Consider the following 20770-nt stretch of genomic DNA (forward strand, 5'->3'; position numbering starts at 1 on the left):
CTAAGATTGAGCAGTGTTAAAATAGGTTTGAAGCGTCACCATTTCGTCCGCTGATCCAAAGAACAGCGGCACGCGGGCGTGTAGGTCGGCCGGCTTTAGATCAAGAATTGGACGTACGCCATTCGTCGCGCGCCCGCCCGCCTGCTCCATCAGATAGGCAATCGGGAACGCCTCGTAGGCGAGGCGCAGAAATCCGTCTTCGTAACCGATCCTGTTGTCCGCTGGGTACATGAACACACCTCCACGGCGCAAAATCCGGTGCAAATCACCCACCGCAGCCGCGATCCAGCGCATGTTAAAATCGCGCCTGCGCGGGCCATCGGAACCGATATAGAGATGGTCAATATAGTGGCGCAAACCAGCGTCCCAGCGGCGGTAATTCGATGCGTTGAAGGCGACTGTCGAAGTGTCGGCGCGTACCGTTACATTCGCGTCACCGACAACAAACGTGCCCTTGCACAGCGTCGCGATCGCAACGCCATCCCCCACGCTGAAACCGAAATCGACGCTGTGCCCGAACGACACGTAGCCTGCCGCTATGATGTCACGCCCGGCGCGCAAGACAGTGTCGCCCACGTGAAAAACACAAAACAATGCGCCCAGAGGTGCACCGATTCCGATACTGCCGGAGCCATCTATGGGATCGATGGCGACATCGAAGCCCCCGCACGCGTCAAGCTCGATCACATCGTCCGCTTCCTCGGATAACACTTTGGCGACGGACAATTTGGCCAATGCATCAACGAAATGATGGTGCGTGGCGACATCCAGCGCCTTTTGCCCGTCGCCGGACTGATTGGTTCCAATCAAAGTCGTCGGATCGCCCGGCAGGCAGCCCTGCGCCAAACGTGCCGCGACCGAAACGCTCGCCAGTGCGATCCCGCATACGAGTCGCGCCAGCGATTGCTTGCCCGTGTCTTGCCCCGCCCAACTCGAAAGATGCGCGGCAAGGTCCGGCCCACGCGCATCGCTATCGCACGTCAGACGTAAGACACTGTCACACGCAAAATTTTCAGACATCAGGGCCTCCTTCGTTGGAGAAGTCCTAACGTCAACGCGTAAAAGTAACAATACGGAATCACAAAATAACATTATTGACGTTCTATTTTCGATGTGGGATGTGATATTTAAGGAGGACCACAGGTGAAACGAGACGAGCGGCAAAGCGTGATCATGGATTTGCTTGTGGCTGACGGTGACGTCGACCTTGAACAGCTCGCTGCCCGGTTCGATGTCTCAAAAATGACGATCCACCGAGATCTTGATGAACTGGAAGCGGCCTGCCTTCTGAGGAAAGTGCGCGGTGGCGCCACGATCCAGTCCGGCACGCAGTTCGAAAGCGATTACCGCTTCCGCGAGCGTCGGAGCGGTAATGCAAAGGCGGCGATGGCTGATTGCGCACTGGACTTGATCGAACCCGGAATGACCGTGATGATAAACGACGGATCTATGGCCGCCGTGCTGGGCGCCAAGGCGGGTGCAAAACGCCCTCTCACTGTCATCACCAACAACGCGGCGGTGATCGACACATTACGCAACGAGGCCGGTATCACCCTGATGGCCTTGGGCGGGGTCTATTCCAGAAAATTCAACGCTTTCCTTGGAAAGATTACTGAAGATGCACTGCGTGGATTGCGCGCCGACATCGCGTTTATCTCGTCGCCTGCCGTCGCGGGCCTTGAAGTGTTTCACATGGATGACGACGTAGTCCGCACGAAACAGGCAATGATGGAGCGGGCCACGACCTGCTGTCTCCTGGTCCACCACACGCGGTTCCATCAGACGGCACTGCACAAACTGGCGAACCTTTCGCAGTTCGACTACATCATCACCGATCAAGACCCGGAAGCCGGCGCGCTTGCCACGCTGGATGCAGCTGGCATCGCGCTGATAATAGCAGACCATCGAAAGGATGCTTCATGACCCACCCCAATCCGCAGTTCTGGATCGGCACCAGCTGGAAAATGAACAAAACATTGGCCGAGGCGACGACCTTCGCCACCCGTTTGTCCCAAGCCGACGGCGCGAGCGAACTGTGCATCCAACGGTTTGTCATCCCACCATTCACTGCCGTGCACCAGGTGGCGCAGATCCTGCTAGAAACATCCGTGAAAGTCGGAGCGCAGAACATGCACTGGGCCGACGACGGCGCGTGGACGGGCGAAGTGTCGGCCCCGATGCTGCTGGATTGCGGCCTCGATATGGTTGAGCTTGGCCATTCCGAACGTCGCGCGCATTTCGGCGAAACCGATGAAACCGTCGGTTTGAAAACACAGACCGCGATACGTCACGGCCTGACACCGCTGATCTGTATTGGCGAAACGCTGGAAGACCGCGAAGCTGGCCGCGCCCAAGACGTTCTTACCGCGCAGGTGCGCGCGGCATTGGGCAAGATCGATTCGAACCTGCACGACGCGCAAATACTGCTGGCCTATGAACCCATCTGGGCCATCGGGGAGCACGGCACCCCCGCCACATCCGATTACGCCGACGCCCGACAGGCCCAAATCATCGACGTCGCGCAGGACATTCTGGGGCGCCGCATCCCCTGCCTCTATGGCGGGTCAGTCAACCCAGATAACTGCGCTGAGCTTATCCAATGCCCGCATATCGACGGACTTTTCATCGGTCGATCCGCTTGGGACGTCAATGGATACCTCAATATTCTTGACCTATGCGCCGCCACATTTGACACACGAAAGGAAACACCATGAAAATTGCAATCGCAGGCGACACCGCCGGAGAAGGTCTAGCGAAGACACTGGCCGACCACTTGAAGGCTACTCACGACGTCACCGACCTGTCCCGAGTGCAGGGCGAGGCAGACCAGTTCTATGCTAGTCTGTCAGATCGTGTGGCATCAGCTGTCATGGACGGGGAATTCGATCGTGCCATTCTCGTGTGCGGCACCGGCATTGGCGTTCAGATCGCGGCCAACAAAGTGTCGGGCATTCGCGCAGCGCAGTGCCACGATACTTATTCTGCCACCAAGGCCGCCACATCCAACAATGCCCACATCATCACAATGGGCGCGCGGGTGATAGGCGTCGAACTGGCCAAAGACATTGCGGAAGCCTTTTTGAACGCCTCGTTTGATCCGCAAGGTCGATCCGCAGGCAATGTTGATGCCATCGACGCGGTTGACTCGAAGTATTCAAGATCCTGATCGCGCCGTGAAATGCCCGTGTACAGTTTTATAGCCACCCATAAGGTCATGGCCTAGGCTGCCGCTATGACACGTCTACTGGCAATCGACAGCGGCCTGACCGTGACAAAAGCCGTTATTTTTGACGGTTTTGGCCAGCAGTTAGGGGTAGCGCAATGCAACGTACGCCAGTTGATGCCAAAACCGCACCACGTCGAACGCGACATGGACGATTTATGGCGTCAGACCGCGACTGCCATCCGCGAAGTCCTTGAGGCGACAAAAACTAACCCAAACGACATTGCGGCCATTGGTGTTACAGCCCATGGCGACGGCCTGTATTTACTGGATAAACAGGCCAAGCCCCTTGGACACGGGATCCTGTCGCTGGACAGTCGCGCAGCGCAAATCGTGCGTGATTGGCAAAGGGACGGCACCGACCACAAAAGCCTCGCGATCACAGGACAGATGCCGCATGTGTCCGCCCCATCATCCCTGCTGGCATGGATTAAACAAAATGACCCCGACAAGTTTGCAAATATCGGACACATTATCGGTTGTAAGGACTGGCTGCGGTTTTGTCTGACACACACCTTGGGCACCGACCGCACCGAGGCCAGCACATCTTTTACGGACGTTAATACCCAGACCTACAGCAAAGATGCGCTCGCGCTGTTCGGCCTGTCAGAACTGGCCCCCGCCCTTGTTGACGTCGCCCATTCGGCCGATGTCGTCGGCGCCGTGACAGACACAGCGAGCCACATTACCGGATTGCGTCCCGGAACCCCTGTTGTGGCAGGTGTGCACGACGTCACCGCGTCCGCCTTGGGGATCGGGGCCCATGCGCAAGGTATCGTCGGCATTGTTGCGGGCACTTATTCGATCAACGAATGTCTGTCGGACGCTCCCAAGACCAACGCTGCGTGGTTCTGCCGCAATGGGGTTGATCAAGACACGTGGAACAGCATGGCGATTTCACCAGCATCGACGACGAATTACGACTGGTTCATCGACACGTTTTGCGCAGCGGAACGCGACCGCGAAGCAGCACTTGGCAACACCATTCACACCCTTCTTGCGCGAGAGATTGAGGCCGGCTTGTCGCGCGCATCTTCGATCCTCTATCACCCTTACCTGTTCGGGTCCCCCTTTGGCGCCGCGCCCAGTGCCGGGTTGAACGGGCTGCGCGGCTGGCATGACCGTGGCGATATTTTGGCCGCCCTACTTGAAGGGATCGCGTTCAACCACCGCCAACATATCGACGATCTTCGCGATGCATTTCCGGCGCAGACGGCGCGTTTGACAGGCGGCGTGTCCCGAAACCCCGCGATTGCACAACTCTTTGCTGACGTGCTCGCGATGCCCGTTGTCATCACCGACACGGACGAGGCTGCTGCATGGGGCGCGGCGCTTTGCGCAGGTGCGGGCGTCGGTCTGTTCGGTCGCTTCGATGCCGATCCGCGCGACCTTGCTGATGTGGCGGTGACCTACCGACCACGTGTGGACCACGTGGCACATTACGCGACCCGCTTTGCGGCCTACAGGAATATCGCAACTTCGATGCCTGACATGTGGTCACAATTGAACGCACTTGGGGGTCTGGGCCCGCGTGGATCACATGACTGACCGTCACATTCAGGATTACGACGTGCTGATCATCGGGGCCGGGATCAACGGCGCAGGCCTATTTCGTGATCTGAGCGAACAGGGGGTGCGCTGCTTGATCGTAGACAAAGGCGATTATGGTTCAGGCACCAGTGCTGCCCCGTCCCGCCTGATCCACGGCGGATTGAAATACCTTGAGACGGGTGAATTCCGACTGGTGGCTGAATCCACTTATGAACGAAACTTGCTGCTCAAAAATGCTGCCCACCTCGTTACTCCCTTGCCGACGCTGATCCCGATTTATTCGTGGACCAAAGGCATCTGGCCCGCAATCCGCACGTTTTTCGGATCGAAAACTGCGCCGAGAAGCCGTGGCGTATTATTGGTCAAGATCGGCTTGCAACTTTATGACTTCTATAGCTCAGGCAACCGGCAGATGCCGCGCCACAAGATGTTAAGCGGGCGCCGCGCCCTGTCGTCAATCCCCGCCCTGTCGCGCGAAATCGTCGCAGCAGGCACCTACCACGACGCGGCGATTTCCGCACCTGAACGTCTGGTGCGCGAACTGGTTCAGGACGGCATAATAGCACAGAATGAATCGCGCGGAATGAACTGGACGAAGGTTGAACACTACGAGAAGGGCCTGATCTATCTGACAGGGTCGGACGGCGCGCAGATCATAGTGCGCCCAAAATTTCTCGTAAACGCAGCTGGTCCATGGATCGATGCCGTCAACGCAGTATTCGGTTTGCAGACTGCCCTGATAGGCGGCACCAAAGGGTCGCATATCCTCCTCGACCATCCTGAACTGATGCAGCAGCTCGACGGGCGGATGATCTATTTCGAAAGCAACGATGGCCGCATCCTGCTGGTGTTTCCCTATCTGGGCCGCGCGCTTGTGGGGTCTACCGATATACCCGACACCGATCCTGACGCAGCAGCCTGCAGCAATAACGAGACAGAGTACTTTCTGCGAAGCCTGACGGACCTCCTCCCCGGTCTGGCATTCAACCGCGACCAGATCGTTTCGTCCTATGCGGGCATCCGGCCTTTGCCGAATTCAGACGGTGTCGCACCCGGTCTCATCAGTCGCGACCATTCCGCACCGCAGTTTCCTGCCGAAACGGATCGCCCGTTCCCGGTTGTCGCACTGGTGGGTGGAAAATGGACAACCTTCCGCGCCTTCGCCGCCGACGTCGCCGATACCGTGCTGGCACAACTGGGGCTTGATCGCCAAACACCGACCGACGCGCTACCAATAGGCGGCGGTCGCGACATGCCACGCACCTCGTCTGAGGCTGCCGACTGGATAGCCACGACCGCCCTCCGAACCGGTGCGAATCCGGACCGAATGATGGACTTGCTGTCGCGCTACGGCACCACGGCCCATCATATCGCCGAACACGAGGGTCCAGCGCCCGCATTCATCGAGAACACGACATTTAGTGAAGCGGAGATTGACTGGATTGTGCGCAACGAACAAGTTGTGCATCTAGAAGACATCATGCTGCGCCGCACACAAATTGTAATCACAGGTCAGGCGACGCGCGCCGTCGTGCGTAAGATAGGCGCGATCGCGGCAATAGCACTGGGTTGGGAAATAGACCGGGCAGATGCAGAATTTGAACGCACGATCATTGTGCTGACCCAAAGGCACGGCATCACGTTTCACAAGGATAGAGAATAAAGCGTGTCGACAGCACGCAGAAAACTGGCGTTGTTGCAGGGATCGCCCCTGCGCTGATATCGAGGCGCTTTGTTCCTTTCAGGATGCTGTAAATGCCGCACAAGTTCAACGCCGCTCGTCGTGACAAGATCACGAAGCAAAAGCAACGGGTGACCAACTGGTCCGAACACAACGAAGGCCTGCGACAACGCGGTGATCTGACTGTCTGGATCAGCAAAGACGCGCTTGGCCTGTGGTCGGCACCGCCTCGTACAACCCGAGGTGGCCAGCGAAAGTATTCGGACCTAGCGGTTGAGATTTGTCTGACGCTGGGCGTGGTTTTCAAACAACCGCTGCGCCAGACCCAAGGCCTGATGCGCAGTATCGCGGGGTTGCTTGGGGTTGAGATCGCAGTGCCTGATTTCTCCACCTTATCGCGCAGGAGCAGTGGGCTAACACTGCGTGCGACGCAGAAGCCCGGAGGCGGTAAGCTAGTCCATTTGGTCGTGGACAGTACATCTTCGGCGAGGGTGACTGGCTCGAGGAAAAGCACAAAACAAAGCGCAAACGGCGCTCTTGGCGCAAGCTCCACCTCGGTCTTGATCTTGTCAGTGGCGAGATCGTCTGCTGTGATCTAACCAAGGATGACGTCGGCGATCCGACGGCGCTGCCAGGCCTGTTGGATCAAGTCGACGGTCCTGTTGATCTGTTCCTCGCAGATGGAGCTTACGACGGAGAACCAACATCTGAATTGCTTGCCACTCGGTTCGGATCGACGATCGACGTCACGATCCCACCTCCCAAAAACGCAGTACTGAGCCCCAATGCAGCCAAATATCCGACGGAACGTGACTGTCATGTCGCCGAGATCACAGCCCGCGGGCGGATGGCCTGGCAAAAAGCAACTGGCTACAATCAACGCAGCCGGGGCGAAACCCTCATGGGCCGCTGGAAAACAGTTATTGGGCCGAAGCTAAAGGCGCGCAACTTCGAAAATCAGAAAACAGAAGCCAGGATTGGTGTTCGGGTTCTCAACCGGAGAACCGGCCTTGGCCGCCCAAGTTTTGAACGCACCGCCTGAATTCCGTCTCCGGTAGGGCGCGCTCCGAGTTGACCTTGATCTATGCAACACGGCCGCTGTCTGCCCGTTTTCGCCCCTGGGCGGCGGCCTTTTGACTGGAAAATACGCTGATGGGGCGGCTGGGCGGCTTAAAGATGACTGCACCTATGCCGCGCGCTATGGACAGCCATGGATGCACGAAACCGCCCGCGGACTGAGCGCGCTGTCGGACCGTTGCGCCATCCCGGCTATTACGCTCGCGGTGGCATGGGTGGCACGTCATTCGGCAGTCACATCGACATTGATCTCTGCACGCAATGCATCGCAATTGAAGCCATCGCTGGATGCATTGAACCTAGAATTGTCGAACGAGATTTTTGCGGAAATAACGGCCCTCAGCCCTACTCCAGCGCCTGCAACGGACCGCTCTGAGGAAGCCTAGCCAAGGTTTAGGCCACATCGTCGCAGTGAACTTTTGGGCCACTGCGATGTCTGGTGCCCCTGGGGCTTCGAGTAGCACATGAGGTGAGCAAGAAATACCTTAGTTGAGGTATTGCAAGCGCAGATCTTCGGTGTTTTCGAGGGATAAACCGATCCTATTCATGCCGCGCGTCATCATCGCCAGCTTTGCGCCTTCTTCGAGTTCTTCCATCGCGTAGACGGTCGCCTCAAGCTCTTTGCCCGCAACAACTGGCCCGTGATTAGCCAGCAACACAGCAGACCTTTTACCCGCAAGTCCCCGTACCGCTGCCCCCATTTTGGGATCACCGGGTAGGAAGAACGGCAGCAATTTCGGTTCTGTCGCAAATTTTATTGAAGTTTGAGTGCGGGGATCGGCTGGACACAATTACGCTGCGAGCGCCGCAAATTGCTGAAACGCGGTAAGGCCGTTGGCATGGAGCTGCCCCTTTCGGATCATGTGCGCGGTCTCGATCCCAGCCAGTGTCGCCTCGGTAGAATGGAAGGCCTTGAAGCCAAGCATCGGCCCCGTAATCCGTTTTACGAAGCGATGATCCTGTTCGATGATGTTGTTGAGGTATTTGACCTGCAGGATCTTGATTGTGTTGCCGGAGCCCGTGAACTTCAGGATCACATTGACGCTTTGCAGGCCCGCCAGATTAGCGCCGCTTTTGTCGATGACGACACGGTCAGGCACGCCGTTCGTGCCAATTGCGCGCTTGAAAAATCGGCGAGCCGCAGCCTTATTCCGACGCTCGGACAGCATGAAATCAAGGGTTTTCCCTGTGTTGTCGACCGCCCGGTAATAGTAGGTCCATTTGCCCTTAACCTTGATGTATGTTTCGTCCATGCGCCAAGATACGGCGGTCGGCTTCTTGCGGGATTGAGCCTGTACCGCCATCAGCGGTGCAAACTTGACTACCCAACGGTTCAGCGTCCCATGATCAACATCAACGCCACGCTCCTCCATGATCTCTTCAAGATCACGGTATGAGACCGGGTAGCGAAGATAAAAGAAGACCGCGAAAAGGATCACGTCCTTCGGGAAGTGCATACCCTTGAAATCGATCATGGCTCTACATCCCTTACCCGTTATGGTTGCCCACAAACTATTGCGCCATTACGCGTCACCGCGAAAGACAAAAAATTTTGCGACAGAACCCTTTAGACTGCAATCTTTGCCATCATCAAAACAGCGTCGGCTGCCTCGGAACCCTTCTTAAAGAAATGATCACGGTAGAACCCGATGTGTTCCGCCGTTGGCTGGAAATGATGGGGCGTCAGGGACACGGAATAGGTCGGAATGCCAGTCTCTAGCTGCGCCTGCATCAGCCCGTTCACCACTGCTGCCGCGACGAAATCATGGCGGTAAATGCCGCCATCTACCACCAGCGCAGCACAGACAATTGCGTCATAACGCATTGTTCTACCTAACTGTTTCGCAAGTAGGGGCATTTCAAACGCACCGTGGACATCGAATGTTTCGATCTTTGTACCCGACGCGATATCAGACATGCGATCCTGAAACCCCACTAAGGATTGATCCACGATATCGGCGTGCCAGTTTGCCTTGATATAAGCGATGTTTAGATTTTGCGTCATTGGGCCATTCCAAAGTTACCGTTCATGGTTTCCAAGGCGCAGCACGACCATTCGGGGCACATAAAGCGCCCGTTCTGACCGTTCTCTTCCATCCGGACTTTAACCGTCGGTTCCGGAGTTTCACCGGCTCTGCTGACCCAATCCCGTTTGGAATTGGCGCTCGCGGACTATGACCGCCGGTAGGGAATTACACCCCGCCCTGAGAACAGTTTTTCTGTGCCCTAAAAGGTGCGCTAGGACAAGCCGTGAGGCGTCGAAAGATGCATTTTTCGCGTCAGTAGAGGACTATTCATCCATGGTTTTGCAGTCAAATCATAGTGTCGCAAATTTCTTGGGCTATCCGCTGTTCGTTCCGACCCAAGGCGGCGCTGACCACGACTGCAATAAGGGACCGGCGCAATATCACGTCTTCAAGCCGTTTAACCCGTTCGGTGCGAGCGGTCCTGTCGATCTCAGCGATGGAGTATTCAGGTGCATCTGCCACCAAACGGTTCGCTGGAAAGCCTGCGATATGGGACGCGTCTATCCACGGACCAGCAGCGTTGTTCACCACTTTCGGCCGCACGCACCAAGTCAACTTGCGACATGAGGCGCCTCTTCCTATTTTGCGATTGTTAAGGAGACTCTAAGCTCAGCCAATTCTGCAACGGTTTCATCCATGAACAGGCATTTTTGCGGCGAAGGCAGGGGCCACTTACGTTTCGCCATTCTTGAGACGCAGATTTTAACGGCATCCATCCTTTTTGCGAACCACGTCAAAGATGCGGTGATCTAGGGTGCAGATGTCGCGACGATCCCGCCAACTGTGATCAAGGGCCTAGCCAAACATGTCCTTACTGACAGCGGCTTGGATCAGTTTGCCAAAGATTGGGTCGCTACAGGTCAGTCGATTCTCTAATAAAATAGATTGGTGTGGTCGGGGCTTACTCGAGAGGATGGGCAAGCGTCGACGCTTTTTCTTGAAAAGGGGCGTTGCTGCTACAGCCAAGCGTATCTAAAAGTAGAGCGGTGCCTTTTTCGTGGGCCAGTGCTTCATTCTCAACCCAGTTCGAAAAGGCCTTAACGCCTCGCCTGTTGAGGTAGCGAGAGGGCATGACCAGCCAATAGGCAGGAAAGGACACCGTGCCCAATTGCGGGGCAAGCGGTACTAAAGATCCTGCTGTCAGTTCATTTGTCGCCAGAGAGGTTGTCTCCAGCACCACTCCCAAACCATCCTGTGCAGCACGTAATGACGTGGACGATCGGTCAAAACGTAGGCCGGACTCGCCGTCTACATCTGGGATGCTTGGATTCAAACATCAAGTGCAACGGTTGATTTGAAGGCCGCGATTTCGTCGGCCATGGCTTCAGCGGGTGTTCTCCAACCGAGAGTTTTTCTCGGACGGTTGTTCATCAGGTTTGCAACGTCGTTCAGCCATGTTTGGCTTGCACCGTTCAGGTCAGTTCCTTTGGGCATGTACTGACGCAGCAGTCCGTTGGTGTTCTCGTTGCTGCCACGCTGCCAAGGCGCATGCGGATCGCAGAACCAGATATCGATCTTCAACCGTCTGGCGAGTTCGGGGTGGCAGGCCATTTCGGAGCCGCGGTCGTAGGTCATGCTCTTGCGCAAAGCAGCGGGTAGTCGTCTCATCTGGCGGGTGAAGCTGTCGAGCGCGGCCTCGGCCCCATTGCCGTCCATTTTGCAAAGAATGACAAAGCGTGTCTTGCGCTCGACCAAGGTCCCCACTGACGAGCGATTGAATGCGCCCTTGATGAGGTCGCCCTCCCAATGGCCTGGTACCAGTCGCGCTTCGATCTCTTCAGGGCGGTTGATAATGCGCAATGATTCCGGGACCATAGCACTGCCCGCCGCTGTCCTGCGCTTGAGCCCACGCTTAGGCTTCGCTTGACGCAACGCCTCGATCATCGCCGCCTTCAGCCCACCACGTGGCTGCGCGTAAATCGCGGCATAGATGGTCTCATGGCTCACATGGGCGGATGGATCATCAGGCTTCATGAGACGCAGTCTCTGCGCAATCTGCTCAGGCGACCAGTGCAGATGTACGAGCTTGCCATGAACGAAACGATAAAGATCGCTCCCCTCCACAAGCTTGCGCTCGCGGCGGCAGCGCGCACGCCGGGCATCATAGGCCTGCCGCGCCGCTTGCGGGCAATAGCTGCCGTCTTCCTGCCGACCTCGCGCCAGCTCACGGCAGATCGTGCTCGCCGGGCGATGCAAAAGCTGGCCGATCAACCGCTGACTGCTGCCCCTATTATGCTCGGCTAATATCACGCCACGGTCCTCGCTGCTGAGGTGCTTGCTTCGTATGTCCATCACAACATCCTATGCCCAAAGGGCTCTGAGTGTTGCATTTGAAACTTGAGCCTAAGGAGCGTGCCGTGGCATTCGAATAAACTTGCGCGTGGATATGCTTGCTACACCTCTCCCAGGCTTGAAAGTGTTTGCACGTGACGCCGTTCTTCGTGGCAGTCATATGATCGATCTGCACACGCTCGCCAACCACAATATCTTTGTAATCCCTATATTTCCATCCCTTGGCATGCCCCTTGGAAAAATTACGCTTGCGCTTTTGGGGCGCAGATCTTGATCGTGTGATCAGGCCTTTTTTCCTTAGAAAGCTCAAAATGCGCCCCACGGTGCTATCGCTCATGGTTTGCTTTTTGTCGCGACGCAAGATGGCCCCTATTTTCTCCTTACCGTAGGTTTCATTGTCGCGGCGGGCCTCAAGCACCAATTGCTTTTCTGCCTCGCCCCACTGTGACTTGTTGCAGCGTTTGGGAGCCTTTGAAGGCGGTATGATTGCCTGCGCCAAATCCTTCAAAATACGCTTGTGACGGTAATATGTCGCGCGCGAGATGCCGACGAATTCAGCGCACTTTGATAGAGAAACGCCCTCTGTACGTAAGTCGTCCCATTGCCGAACCTGACATTCGTATTTGATACGGTACACGTCCAAACATTCTTGTGTCCGCGCCCAAGCATAAAGTTTATAAGCGTTCTTGTGCAGTCCGATGATTTGCATATTGGCCTCGTGAGCTGGTTTCTTTCAATTCTCAGTCTCCGAGGTCGCCTAAATCTTGGCAACAAAATTTTGTCTCACATCTATCTGAACTTATTCAAAACCTACTCATTTCCATGGTTGCCGCTGCGGCGATGGTCGCACCTGCATTTGCGGACGAAATCGTCATCGGTACAAACGGCAAGCCTGGCAACCCACGTGTTTCCGGCGCTGAAATGTTCGGCGCGCTGCTTGAGCAAGCCTCGGGCGGTGAGCACACTGTCAACGTCGCGCATTCCGCGACTTTGGGTGATGACCGCCAGATGCTGCAATCTGTCCGCCTTGGAACGATGCAGATCACAGTGAACTCTGATGGACCAGTATCCGAAATTGTTCCCGACCTGAGCGCGTTTGGCTTGCCATACCTCTTCACGAACCTGCCACAGGCGTGGGAAGTTCTGGACGGCCCAATCGGCGACGACATCGCGGCCCAACTTGAAGACAAGGGCTACGTCGTTCTTGCATGGTGGGACAATGGCCTGCGCCAAATCACCCACACAAGTAAGGCGATCGAAACACCTAAAGACATCGTCGGCATGCGCATTCGCACACCACAGAGCCAAGTGACGATCGATGCATTCACTGCATTGGGTGCAAACCCAGCGCCGCTTTCGTTCTCAGAGCTTCCAGCCGCGTTGCAGTCTGGTGTTTTTGAGGGTCAAGAAAACCCACTTGCAAACATCTACTCCTCACGTCTGCATGAACTGACACCCTACATTGCTCTGTCCAACCATAAATATGAAATGGCACCGATCCTCGCATCTAAGCGCTGGTGGGATACGCTGTCCGAAGACGATCAATCTATGATCCAGACGGCTATGGATGCGGCGACTTGGTATAACCGCGGCGTGTTTCTGATCAGCGACTTCGAGCTGACCCAGAAGTTGATTGAAGAAGGCGCGTTCATTAACGAAGTTGACGTCGAAGCCTTCAAGGCCGCGACTGCCGGCGTATACACCAGCTGGGAAGAGCAGCTTGGCGATATCGTTCCGCGCATTCAGGCAGCTGCAGCAGCTGCTGCACGATAAGGAAAACTGAGCATGCGTGAAATATTAACCGCATCTCCCGCGACGGGGCCTTTTGGCCCCGTCATCGGCCATTTGGACACAGCCGTTCGCATGGTTTGCGCCGCTACACTTTGGTTGACTTTTCTCGCAATGCTGATCCCGACATTTGCGAATGCTGTACTGCGCTATACCACTGATGCCAGCCTGATCTGGTCGGTCGAGATTGTTCAACTGACTTTTCCTTGGTTCATTATGGCCGGTGCCGTTCTAGCAGCCCAGCACGGGCGCCACATTGGGGTCGAGTTCTTTTTGACACTGATACCCAAGCATTGGGCCCAGTTTGTATTGATACCTGTGCAGTTGCTTGTGTTGATGGCCTGCGCCGCCGTTGCCTATGTTTATCTTGGCTTTGGCAGATTTGAAGGTGGCATTGAGTTTGCCGCAGGCGACGTCATGTTCACGTCATTGGGCGTTGCTCAATCGTGGAGCTACGTTGCGCTGTTGATCGGATATTTGCTGCTAGGCGTAACAGCTTTGACCACCATCTACCGTTTATTGATGGGTGATGTCAGCCCGCATCAAGATGAAATAAATTCGATCAGCTGACCGCTGTGACGGAGGAAACAAATGTCTAGCACTGCCGCACTTGTGTTTGTAGCACTACTCTTTTTGGCGACCCCCGTTGCGCATGCTTTGTTGCTTGCAAGCGGGATCGCGATGGTCTCGCTTGAAGCGATTTTCTTGTACGAAGGCATCCTGAACCTCTACAGACCCACTGCAAGTTTCCCGATGCTCGCTATTCCGTTCTTCATTCTTGCAGGTGATCTGATGATGTCGGGCCGGTTCGGCGAATATCTCATGACATTCTCACGGACCCTAGTTGGTCACATGAAGGGCGGCCTCGCACAGGTAAGTGTTGTTGGTTCGTTATTCTTTGGTGGCGTATCGGGTTCTGCGGTTGCCGATGCATCTGCGATGGGCAACGCCCTGATCCCTACCCAGAAAAAGCAGGGCTATCCGGAAGGGTTCTCAGCGGCGGTCAATGCATCCTCGTCGACAATTTCTGTCCTGATCCCGCCATCAATTCCGTTGATCCTGTACGGTCTTGTGACCGAAACTTCGATCCCCAAATTGTTTTTGGCAGGGATCGTTCCGGGCGTCATGTTGACGGTCATCATTTTTGTCGTTTGTTACGCAATTTCCAACATCCGCGACCTGCCACGGTCGCCTGTTGAAGAAAAAAACCGGCTCAGCCTCTCGACGCTCTTTGATCGGCGCGACGCGCTCATGATCGTTGTCGCCACAGGCGCGCTTATCTGGTTGGCCACCACAGGAATTATCTCGATCTGGCTTGTGCTGCTTGCTGGCGTGGTGATCGCCGGACTCCATACGACATTTGTGTCTCGACGGTTCGCATGGGGTAAATTGCCCGCTGATCTCGGCAAGGCCGTCCCTGCGTTGATTATGCCGATTATGATCGTGATCCTCGCCAAAGGTGGTGTGGTCACTCCTACTGAAATCAGCGTCTTTGCCGTGGTCTATGCCCTGTTTGTTGGCTCTGTGATCTACCGCGACCTGACCTCTGCCATTGTACTTCGCTGCATTTTGACAGCGGGTATGATGACCGGCGTCATCATGTTGGTGATTATGGGATCAAGCGTGCTGCAATGGATCCTGTCGTTTGAGCGGGTGCCAGAAAACTTAGCTGGCTTCATGCTTGAAACTCTCAAATCCCCATGGGCGATCATCCTTGCGATGAACGTGCTGATGATCATGATTGGTACGTTTCTTGATCTGCCCGCTGCCGTCCTTTTGCTTGCGCCGATCTTTTCTACGGTTGCCGCGAAAATCGGTATGGACCCGATCCAGCTGGGTGTGATGATGGTCGTGAACCTTGCGATCGGTCTCTACACACCTCCGGTGGGAACGACGTTATTTGTCTCGGTGGCCATTGAACGGGTGCCGATGGGCGCGGTCGTCAAACACCTTTTGCCATTCTATGTTGCCGCTCTTGTTGTTCTCGCATTGGTGAGTTTCGTGCCCGGCATCACAACGGTGTTCTTGTGATTTGTCACAAGATTGACCTTGGCTGAGGCCTACCAAAACAACGCCGATACGAAGGACAGGAAAGATATCATGAAGTTAGGTTTGGGCAGCTATGCCTACCGTTGGTCGATCGGCATAAACGACCAGTTCCCTACGAAGCCACTGGATGCATTCGACCTTTTGGATCGTGCCGAGGCATTGGGGTTGGAGGTTGTGCAATATGCCGACAACATGCCGCTGGATCGCTATAGTGAAGCGGACCATCACAGGTTGTATGAAGTGGCACAGGTCAAAGGCCTGACACTTGAACTTGGTACCCAGTGTTTTGATGCAGAAGAAGTTGACCGGTATCTGAAAATCGGTCAGCGCCTTCATTCTAAGATTATGCGTGTGGCATTGGACGAAGCTGATGGCCATATTTCCGTGTCCGAACTCGCCGAATTGCTACGTCCCCGCATCGACAAGGCCCGCGCCGCCGGCATGAAAATCGCGATCGAGAACCACTTTAATTACCCCTCCGCGCGAATGATCGAGCTGCTGGACAAAGTGAACGATGACCATCTTGGCGTCTGTCTTGATGTCGCAAATTCCATTTGTGCCAACGAGTGGCCCGAAGAAACCATCGCGATGCTTGCGCCATACACAATCAATCTGCACTTGAAGGACTACGAAATCACGCCCGACAAAAATGGGGTCGGTTTTCGCATCCATGGTGTCCTTCTTGGACAAGGCCGTGCGCCTATCGATTGGACGTTGGACATGCTCAAACATTGCCCAGCGGATATGAGCGTCATTCTCGAACATTGGTTGATGATTGATGACGAAGGTCTGGACGTTGCTGTCGCAAAAGAACAGCCATGGATCGAACAAACCGTTTTAGCCGCCAAAGACTACGTAAAAGGACGATAAGATGACCGAAGATATTCGTACTAAGAAGCTGATCAATGCGCCCGACGATATCATTTCCCAAGCCATCGAAGGCATGTTGTCTGCTCATCCCGATTTATTGACAGTTGAAGGTGCCACCAGACGTGCAGTGGTCGCTAAAGATGGTCCGCGGGATGGCAAAGTCGGCATCATTATCGGCGGTGGTTCAGGGCATGAACCAGCGTTTGCCGGATATGTCGGGCGTGGGCTTGCCGATGCCGCCGCGGTCGGAAATGTGTTTGCGTCGCCTTCACCCGAACAGATTGTCGATGCTGCCCGTGCCGCCGATGGTGGGGCTGGGGTCTTGTTTGCTTACGGCAATTATACTGGCGATGTGATGAATTTCGATATGGCTGCGGAAGAATGCGAAAGCATTGGCATTCCGGCCCTTTCGATTCCAGTCACCGATGATGTGGCGTCTGCGCCCAAAGGGCGTGAAAATGAACGCCGCGGGATTGCGGGCGACTTTTTTGTTTTCAAGATTGCCGGTGCCGCTGCTGAAGTAGGCTATGATCTGGACGCGTGTTTTGGCGCCGCCAAACGTGCCAACCAAAATTGCCGGTCGATGGGCGTTGCCCTGACCGCGTGTTCATTGCCACAAACCGGTAAACTCAATTTCGAAATTGGCCATGACGAAATGGAAGTGGGAATGGGCGTCCATGGCGAACCCGGGATGCGTCGCGGCAAGCTGGAAACAGCCGATGAGGTCACAAATGAATTGGTCGAACTAACTCTGGCCGATATGCCGTTGACCTCAGGTGATGAAGTCGCGGTTCTGGTCAATGGGTTGGGTGCAACCAGCCTTCTGGAATTATACATCATTCACCGCCAAGTCGCCAAGATCCTCAGCGACAGGGGTGTTGGCATTCATTATTCATGGGTTGGCGAATACTGCACTTCGCTTGAAATGGCGGGTGCTTCCGTCACGTTTTTGAAATTGGACGATGAGTTGAAACGCCTTCTGGACACACCTTGCCGCACGGCATCGCTGACTGTTGCTGGCGCGCTTGAGACCAAAGGTGTTCACACCAAACGAAACCACGATACCGCGCAAGCAGACGTCAGGGTGGATCGTAGTACACTTGCGACTGACGGTAGCATCACGCCCGAGCTGTTCCGGACCATGATGCTGCGTGTTGCGGACCAAATACGTGAAAATCGTGACTGGCTGTCCGAACTTGACGGTGTGATCGGTGATGGCGATCACGGCGTGACCATGGACATCGGTTGGAGCGCGGTCCGCAAGGTTATTAGCGAACCATTAGACAATACGATCACAGAGACGTCGCATCTTATTGCCAAGACATTCCTTGACGCGGTCGGCGCGTCCTCGGGGCCGTTGTATGCGTCAGCGTTTCAGTATGCGGGCACGGCGGTGTCTGACCGTCTGAACCTTGATACGAAAGCATTGGCGGCGTGGATTGAAGGCATCTGTATCGGAATACAATCGCGCGGTGGCGCCCAGATTGGCGATAAGACCATGATTGACGCGTGGGCTCCTGCCGTCACGAAGGCCCAAGAAGCACAGATCGCTGGTGCGGACATGTTGGGCTGTCTGGATGCGGCCTGCGCCGGTGCGCGTGACGGACGGGATTATTCCGCCACAATCGAAAGCCGCCGTGGTCGTTCGGCCAAGCTTGGAGAGCGCTCAATCGGGCACGTCGATCCCGGTGCAGCATCTACGGTTGTTGTCCTTGAAGCGATGAAGTCCGCATTGCAGGTGTCTTCTTAGACGCTGAAACTTGCTTTGCATCTCGCTCAATCGACACGTCACGCAAGACGGCGTCAACTGGGCGGGGTGCTACCCAAAATGCGCCCAACGCCATTGGGCCCAAAAGCTATCAACGCGTCCACTGGTAGATGAGGTTTTAGATGTGCCGAGAACCGATTTAGGACTCTTTTGGTGAAACGACGTTGCTGCCGGTCATTGCTTCGTAGGCTTTGACAACAGCAGAGTCATCCAGCTTACCGTGCCCCATTCCGCAAGCCCCGACCAACATTTGAAATGCCGCTGCCGACAAAGGTAATGGCATGTTATTCTCGCGGCCTGTTTGCAGGACCAACCCAACGTCTCTCACAAAGATCTCGACGGTTGAGCGCGGCGCATAGTCGTCGTCAAGGATATGAGGCACGCGATCGTTGAACATCCAGCTTTGACCAGCCGATTGAGACACGATGTCGAATAATTTTTGTGGATCGCATCCGGCCTTGCTGCCAAGCGCCATAAGTTCGGCGGCGGCGACAAGATGCACGCCGGCGGCCAATTGATGGACGACTTTGTAGGTCGCGCCCATTCCTGGTTCTCGTCACAAATCGTGGACGGTTTTCGAAATGGCCTTCAAGATGGGTCCTGCGGTATCGAACGCCTTCTCAGAACCAGAGCACATAAGCGTCAATGTGCCAGCCTCTGCGCCAACCTTGCCACCCGAAACAGGGGCATCCAAGAATTCAAGACCAAGGCCAATGACCCGTTCCCCAAGTGCGCGGGCCTCAGAGGGTGCCACCGTGGAGCAGAGCATTACGGTTGCGCCCTTCGTCATACTGGCGGCAGCGTTCCAGCCGCCGAACAACACGTCTTCTGCCTGCGCGGCGTTCACAACCATCAGCAGCAATACATCGACACCCGTGGCCGCGTCTGTCGCAGTAAGTGAGGCTTGGCCGCTTGCTTCGGTCAAAGCAGTGCGTGCACCTGGAAATACATCATACCCTTTGACAGGAATATCGGCGTCAAGAATGTTACGTGCCATCCCCAAGCCCATTGAGCCCAAACCAATCACTCCAACAGTTCGCAACGCCATTTACTTGATCTCCAGAGTTTGAAATTTTGCGCGAAACGCGTGTGACAGATAAACATGTCCGAGCAATCTTCCTTATTGTAAGTTTGGGGCAGATTACGCTTCAATACTGGTTTCTTAATGATCAGTTAAGGTGTGCTTCACCTATCATCAGTTGGCACGAGCCATCTTAGAGCGCCGCGGTCCCTAGCGGTTCGGTCACGGATTTCGCCCTGACTCCAATGCGCATTGTCTTTGCTCTAACCATTCTGAGCGCGCCGCTGACGGCAGTCATGGGCCTTGTTGCATAGATCAAGGTCAACTCGGAACGCGCCCTACCCGAGACGGAATTCAGGCGGTGCGTTCAAAACTTGGGCGGCCAAGGCCGATTATCCGGTTGAGAACCCGAACGCCAATCCTGGCTTCTGTTTTCTGATTTTCGAAGTTGCGCGCCTTTAGCTTCGGCCCAATAACTGTTTTCCAGCGGCCCATGAGAGTTTCGCCCCGGCTGCGGCGATTGTAGCCAGTGGCTTTTTGCCAGGCCATCCGCCCGCGAGCTGCGATCTCGGCTACATGACAGTCACGTTCCGTCGGATCTTTGGGCGCATTGGGGCTCAGTATTGCGTTTTTGGGAGGTGGGATCGTGACCTCGATCGTCGATCCGAACCGAGTGGCAAGCAATTCAGATGTTGGTTCTCCGTCGTAAGCTCCATCTGCAAGGAACAGATCAACAGGACCGTCGACTTGATCCAACAGGTCTGGCAGCGCCGTCGGATCGCCGACGTCATCCTTGGTTAGATCACAGCAGACGATCTCGCCACTGACAAGATCAAGACCGAGGTGGAGCTTACGCCAAGAGCGCCGTTTGCGCTTTGTTTTGTGCTTTTCCTCGAGCCAGTCACCCTCGCCGAAGATTTTTAGGTCAGTACTGTCCACGACCAAATGGACTAGCTTACCGCCTCCGGGCTTCTGCGTCGCACGCAGTGTTAGCCCACTGCTCCTGCGCGATAAGGTGGAGAAATCAGGCACTGCGATCTCAACCCCAAGCAACCCCGCGATACTGCGCATCAGGCCTTGGGTCTGGCGCAGCGGTTGTTTGAAAACCACGCCCAGCGTCAGACAAATCTCAACCGCTAGGTCCGAATACTTCCGCTGGCTACCTCGGATTGTCCGAGGCGGTGCCGACCACAGGCCAAGCGCGTCTTTGCTGATCCAGACAGTCAGATCACCGCGTTGTCGCAGGCCTTCGTTGTGTTCGGACCAGTTGGTCACCCGTTGCTTTTGCTTCGTGATCTTGTCACGACGAGCGGCGTTGAACTTGTGCGGCATTTACAGCATCCTGAAAGGAACAAAGCGCCTCGATATCAGCGCAGGGGCGATCCCTGCAACAACGCCCAAGCGAACCCTAAGTTCTGGGAAT

General features: G+C 55.5%; 20 protein-coding genes, 4 pseudogenes and 1 riboswitch. Of the genes and pseudogenes, 13 read left to right on the plus strand and 11 right to left on the minus strand.

What is annotated here, in order from left to right:
- A complete protein-coding gene (locus OA238_RS23215; RefSeq protein WP_015497097.1) occupies positions 1–1020 on the minus strand; it encodes a class 1 fructose-bisphosphatase in 1020 nt (339 codons plus the stop codon).
- Between the two features lie 123 nt (positions 1021–1143).
- On the opposite strand from OA238_RS23215, the gene OA238_RS23220 reads away from it, so the two are divergent.
- The 7 genes and pseudogenes from OA238_RS23220 (at position 1144) to OA238_RS29305 (ending at position 7918) form a co-directional block, all read left to right on the plus strand.
- Complete coding sequence (locus OA238_RS23220) at positions 1144–1923, plus strand: DeoR/GlpR family DNA-binding transcription regulator (RefSeq protein WP_015497098.1); 780 nt, start codon at positions 1144–1146, stop codon at positions 1921–1923.
- Positions 1920–2714 (plus strand): triose-phosphate isomerase, encoded by a 795-nt coding sequence (locus OA238_RS23225; protein WP_015497099.1) that lies wholly within the window; start codon positions 1920–1922, stop codon positions 2712–2714. Before OA238_RS23220 ends, OA238_RS23225 begins: the two co-directional genes overlap by 4 nt.
- A complete protein-coding gene (locus OA238_RS23230; protein ID WP_015497100.1) occupies positions 2711–3166 on the plus strand; it encodes an RpiB/LacA/LacB family sugar-phosphate isomerase in 456 nt (151 codons plus the stop codon). Before OA238_RS23225 ends, OA238_RS23230 begins: the two co-directional genes overlap by 4 nt.
- Before the next feature lie 66 nt (positions 3167–3232).
- Positions 3233–4771, plus strand: coding sequence for an FGGY-family carbohydrate kinase (locus OA238_RS23235; RefSeq protein WP_015497101.1), 1539 nt, complete (start codon positions 3233–3235; stop codon positions 4769–4771).
- Positions 4764–6437, plus strand: a complete 1674-nt coding sequence (locus OA238_RS23240) for a glycerol-3-phosphate dehydrogenase/oxidase (RefSeq protein ID WP_044037467.1) — start codon at positions 4764–4766, stop codon at positions 6435–6437. The genes OA238_RS23235 and OA238_RS23240 overlap by 8 nt, the downstream gene beginning before the upstream one ends.
- A 92-nt stretch (positions 6438–6529) precedes the next feature.
- Positions 6530–7497: pseudogene (locus OA238_RS23245) on the plus strand (IS5 family transposase).
- A gap of 91 nt (positions 7498–7588) precedes the next feature.
- Positions 7589–7918: an aldo/keto reductase gene (locus OA238_RS29305; RefSeq protein WP_245581379.1), complete on the plus strand. Its 330-nt coding sequence runs from the start codon at positions 7589–7591 to the stop codon at positions 7916–7918.
- 99 nt (positions 7919–8017) lie between these two features.
- Here OA238_RS29305 and OA238_RS23255 read toward each other — a convergent pair.
- The 4 genes and pseudogenes from OA238_RS23255 to OA238_RS23270 all read right to left on the minus strand — a co-directional run.
- Positions 8018–8308: pseudogene (locus OA238_RS23255) on the minus strand (class II aldolase/adducin family protein); the annotation flags it as partial.
- A gap of 15 nt (positions 8309–8323) precedes the next feature.
- On the minus strand, positions 8324–9007 hold the full coding sequence (locus OA238_RS23260) for an IS6 family transposase (protein WP_015497103.1): 684 nt from the start codon (positions 9005–9007) through the stop codon (positions 8324–8326).
- Positions 9008–9099: 92 nt separating this feature from the next.
- On the minus strand, positions 9100–9537 hold the full coding sequence (locus OA238_RS23265) for a 6,7-dimethyl-8-ribityllumazine synthase (RefSeq protein WP_015497104.1): 438 nt from the start codon (positions 9535–9537) through the stop codon (positions 9100–9102).
- Positions 9538–9613: 76 nt separating this feature from the next.
- Positions 9614–9748, minus strand: a riboswitch (FMN riboswitch).
- 96 nt (positions 9749–9844) lie between these two features.
- Positions 9845–10102: a hypothetical protein gene (locus OA238_RS23270; RefSeq protein WP_044037469.1), complete on the minus strand. Its 258-nt coding sequence runs from the start codon at positions 10100–10102 to the stop codon at positions 9845–9847.
- A 103-nt stretch (positions 10103–10205) separates the two neighbouring features.
- Between OA238_RS23270 and OA238_RS34185 the strand changes: the two are divergent.
- Positions 10206–10435: pseudogene (locus tag OA238_RS34185) on the plus strand (fructose-6-phosphate aldolase); the annotation flags it as partial.
- Between the two features lie 25 nt (positions 10436–10460).
- On the opposite strand, the gene OA238_RS32110 reads toward OA238_RS34185, so the two are convergent.
- From OA238_RS32110 to OA238_RS23280, 3 genes and pseudogenes are all read right to left on the minus strand, one after another.
- Complete coding sequence (locus OA238_RS32110; protein ID WP_245581380.1) at positions 10461–10739, minus strand: type 2 periplasmic-binding domain-containing protein; 279 nt, start codon at positions 10737–10739, stop codon at positions 10461–10463.
- A gap of 89 nt (positions 10740–10828) precedes the next feature.
- Positions 10829–11851: an IS30 family transposase gene (locus tag OA238_RS23275; protein ID WP_015494757.1), complete on the minus strand. Its 1023-nt coding sequence runs from the start codon at positions 11849–11851 to the stop codon at positions 10829–10831.
- Positions 11852–11906: 55 nt separating this feature from the next.
- A pseudogene (locus tag OA238_RS23280) lies at positions 11907–12560 on the minus strand (transposase family protein); the annotation flags it as partial.
- A 113-nt stretch (positions 12561–12673) separates the two neighbouring features.
- On the opposite strand from OA238_RS23280, the gene OA238_RS23285 reads away from it, so the two are divergent.
- The 5 genes from OA238_RS23285 to dhaL all read left to right on the plus strand — a co-directional run bounded on the left by OA238_RS23285 (position 12674) and on the right by dhaL (position 18308).
- Positions 12674–13624: a TRAP transporter substrate-binding protein gene (locus OA238_RS23285; protein ID WP_015497106.1), complete on the plus strand. Its 951-nt coding sequence runs from the start codon at positions 12674–12676 to the stop codon at positions 13622–13624.
- 129 nt (positions 13625–13753) lie between these two features.
- A complete protein-coding gene (locus OA238_RS23290; RefSeq protein ID WP_217591566.1) occupies positions 13754–14209 on the plus strand; it encodes a TRAP transporter small permease in 456 nt (151 codons plus the stop codon).
- A gap of 21 nt (positions 14210–14230) precedes the next feature.
- The gene (locus tag OA238_RS23295; RefSeq protein WP_015497108.1) at positions 14231–15670 is read left to right on the plus strand and encodes a TRAP transporter large permease; all 1440 of its coding nucleotides are present in this window, start codon (positions 14231–14233) and stop codon (positions 15668–15670) included.
- 69 nt (positions 15671–15739) lie between these two features.
- Positions 15740–16558, plus strand: a complete 819-nt coding sequence (locus OA238_RS23300; protein ID WP_044038688.1) for a sugar phosphate isomerase/epimerase family protein — start codon at positions 15740–15742, stop codon at positions 16556–16558.
- Between the two features lies 1 nt (position 16559).
- Positions 16560–18308, plus strand: a complete 1749-nt coding sequence (dhaL, locus tag OA238_RS23305; protein ID WP_015497110.1) for a dihydroxyacetone kinase subunit DhaL — start codon at positions 16560–16562, stop codon at positions 18306–18308.
- Between the two features lie 157 nt (positions 18309–18465).
- Here dhaL and OA238_RS33330 read toward each other — a convergent pair whose 3' ends face one another.
- The 3 genes from OA238_RS33330 to OA238_RS23315 all read right to left on the minus strand — a co-directional run bounded on the left by OA238_RS33330 (position 18466) and on the right by OA238_RS23315 (position 20679).
- On the minus strand, positions 18466–18870 hold the full coding sequence (locus tag OA238_RS33330; protein ID WP_217591567.1) for an NAD-binding protein: 405 nt from the start codon (positions 18868–18870) through the stop codon (positions 18466–18468).
- 12 nt (positions 18871–18882) lie between these two features.
- On the minus strand, positions 18883–19374 hold the full coding sequence (locus tag OA238_RS33335; protein WP_217591568.1) for an NAD(P)-dependent oxidoreductase: 492 nt from the start codon (positions 19372–19374) through the stop codon (positions 18883–18885).
- A 327-nt stretch (positions 19375–19701) separates the two neighbouring features.
- Positions 19702–20679 (minus strand): IS5 family transposase, encoded by a 978-nt coding sequence (locus OA238_RS23315; RefSeq protein WP_015497111.1) that lies wholly within the window; start codon positions 20677–20679, stop codon positions 19702–19704.
- Positions 20680–20770: the final 91 nt, after the last annotated feature.

The sequence above is a fragment of the Octadecabacter arcticus 238 genome (assembly GCF_000155735.2).
In the GTDB taxonomy this organism is placed as follows: Bacteria; Pseudomonadota; Alphaproteobacteria; order Rhodobacterales; family Rhodobacteraceae; genus Octadecabacter; species Octadecabacter arcticus.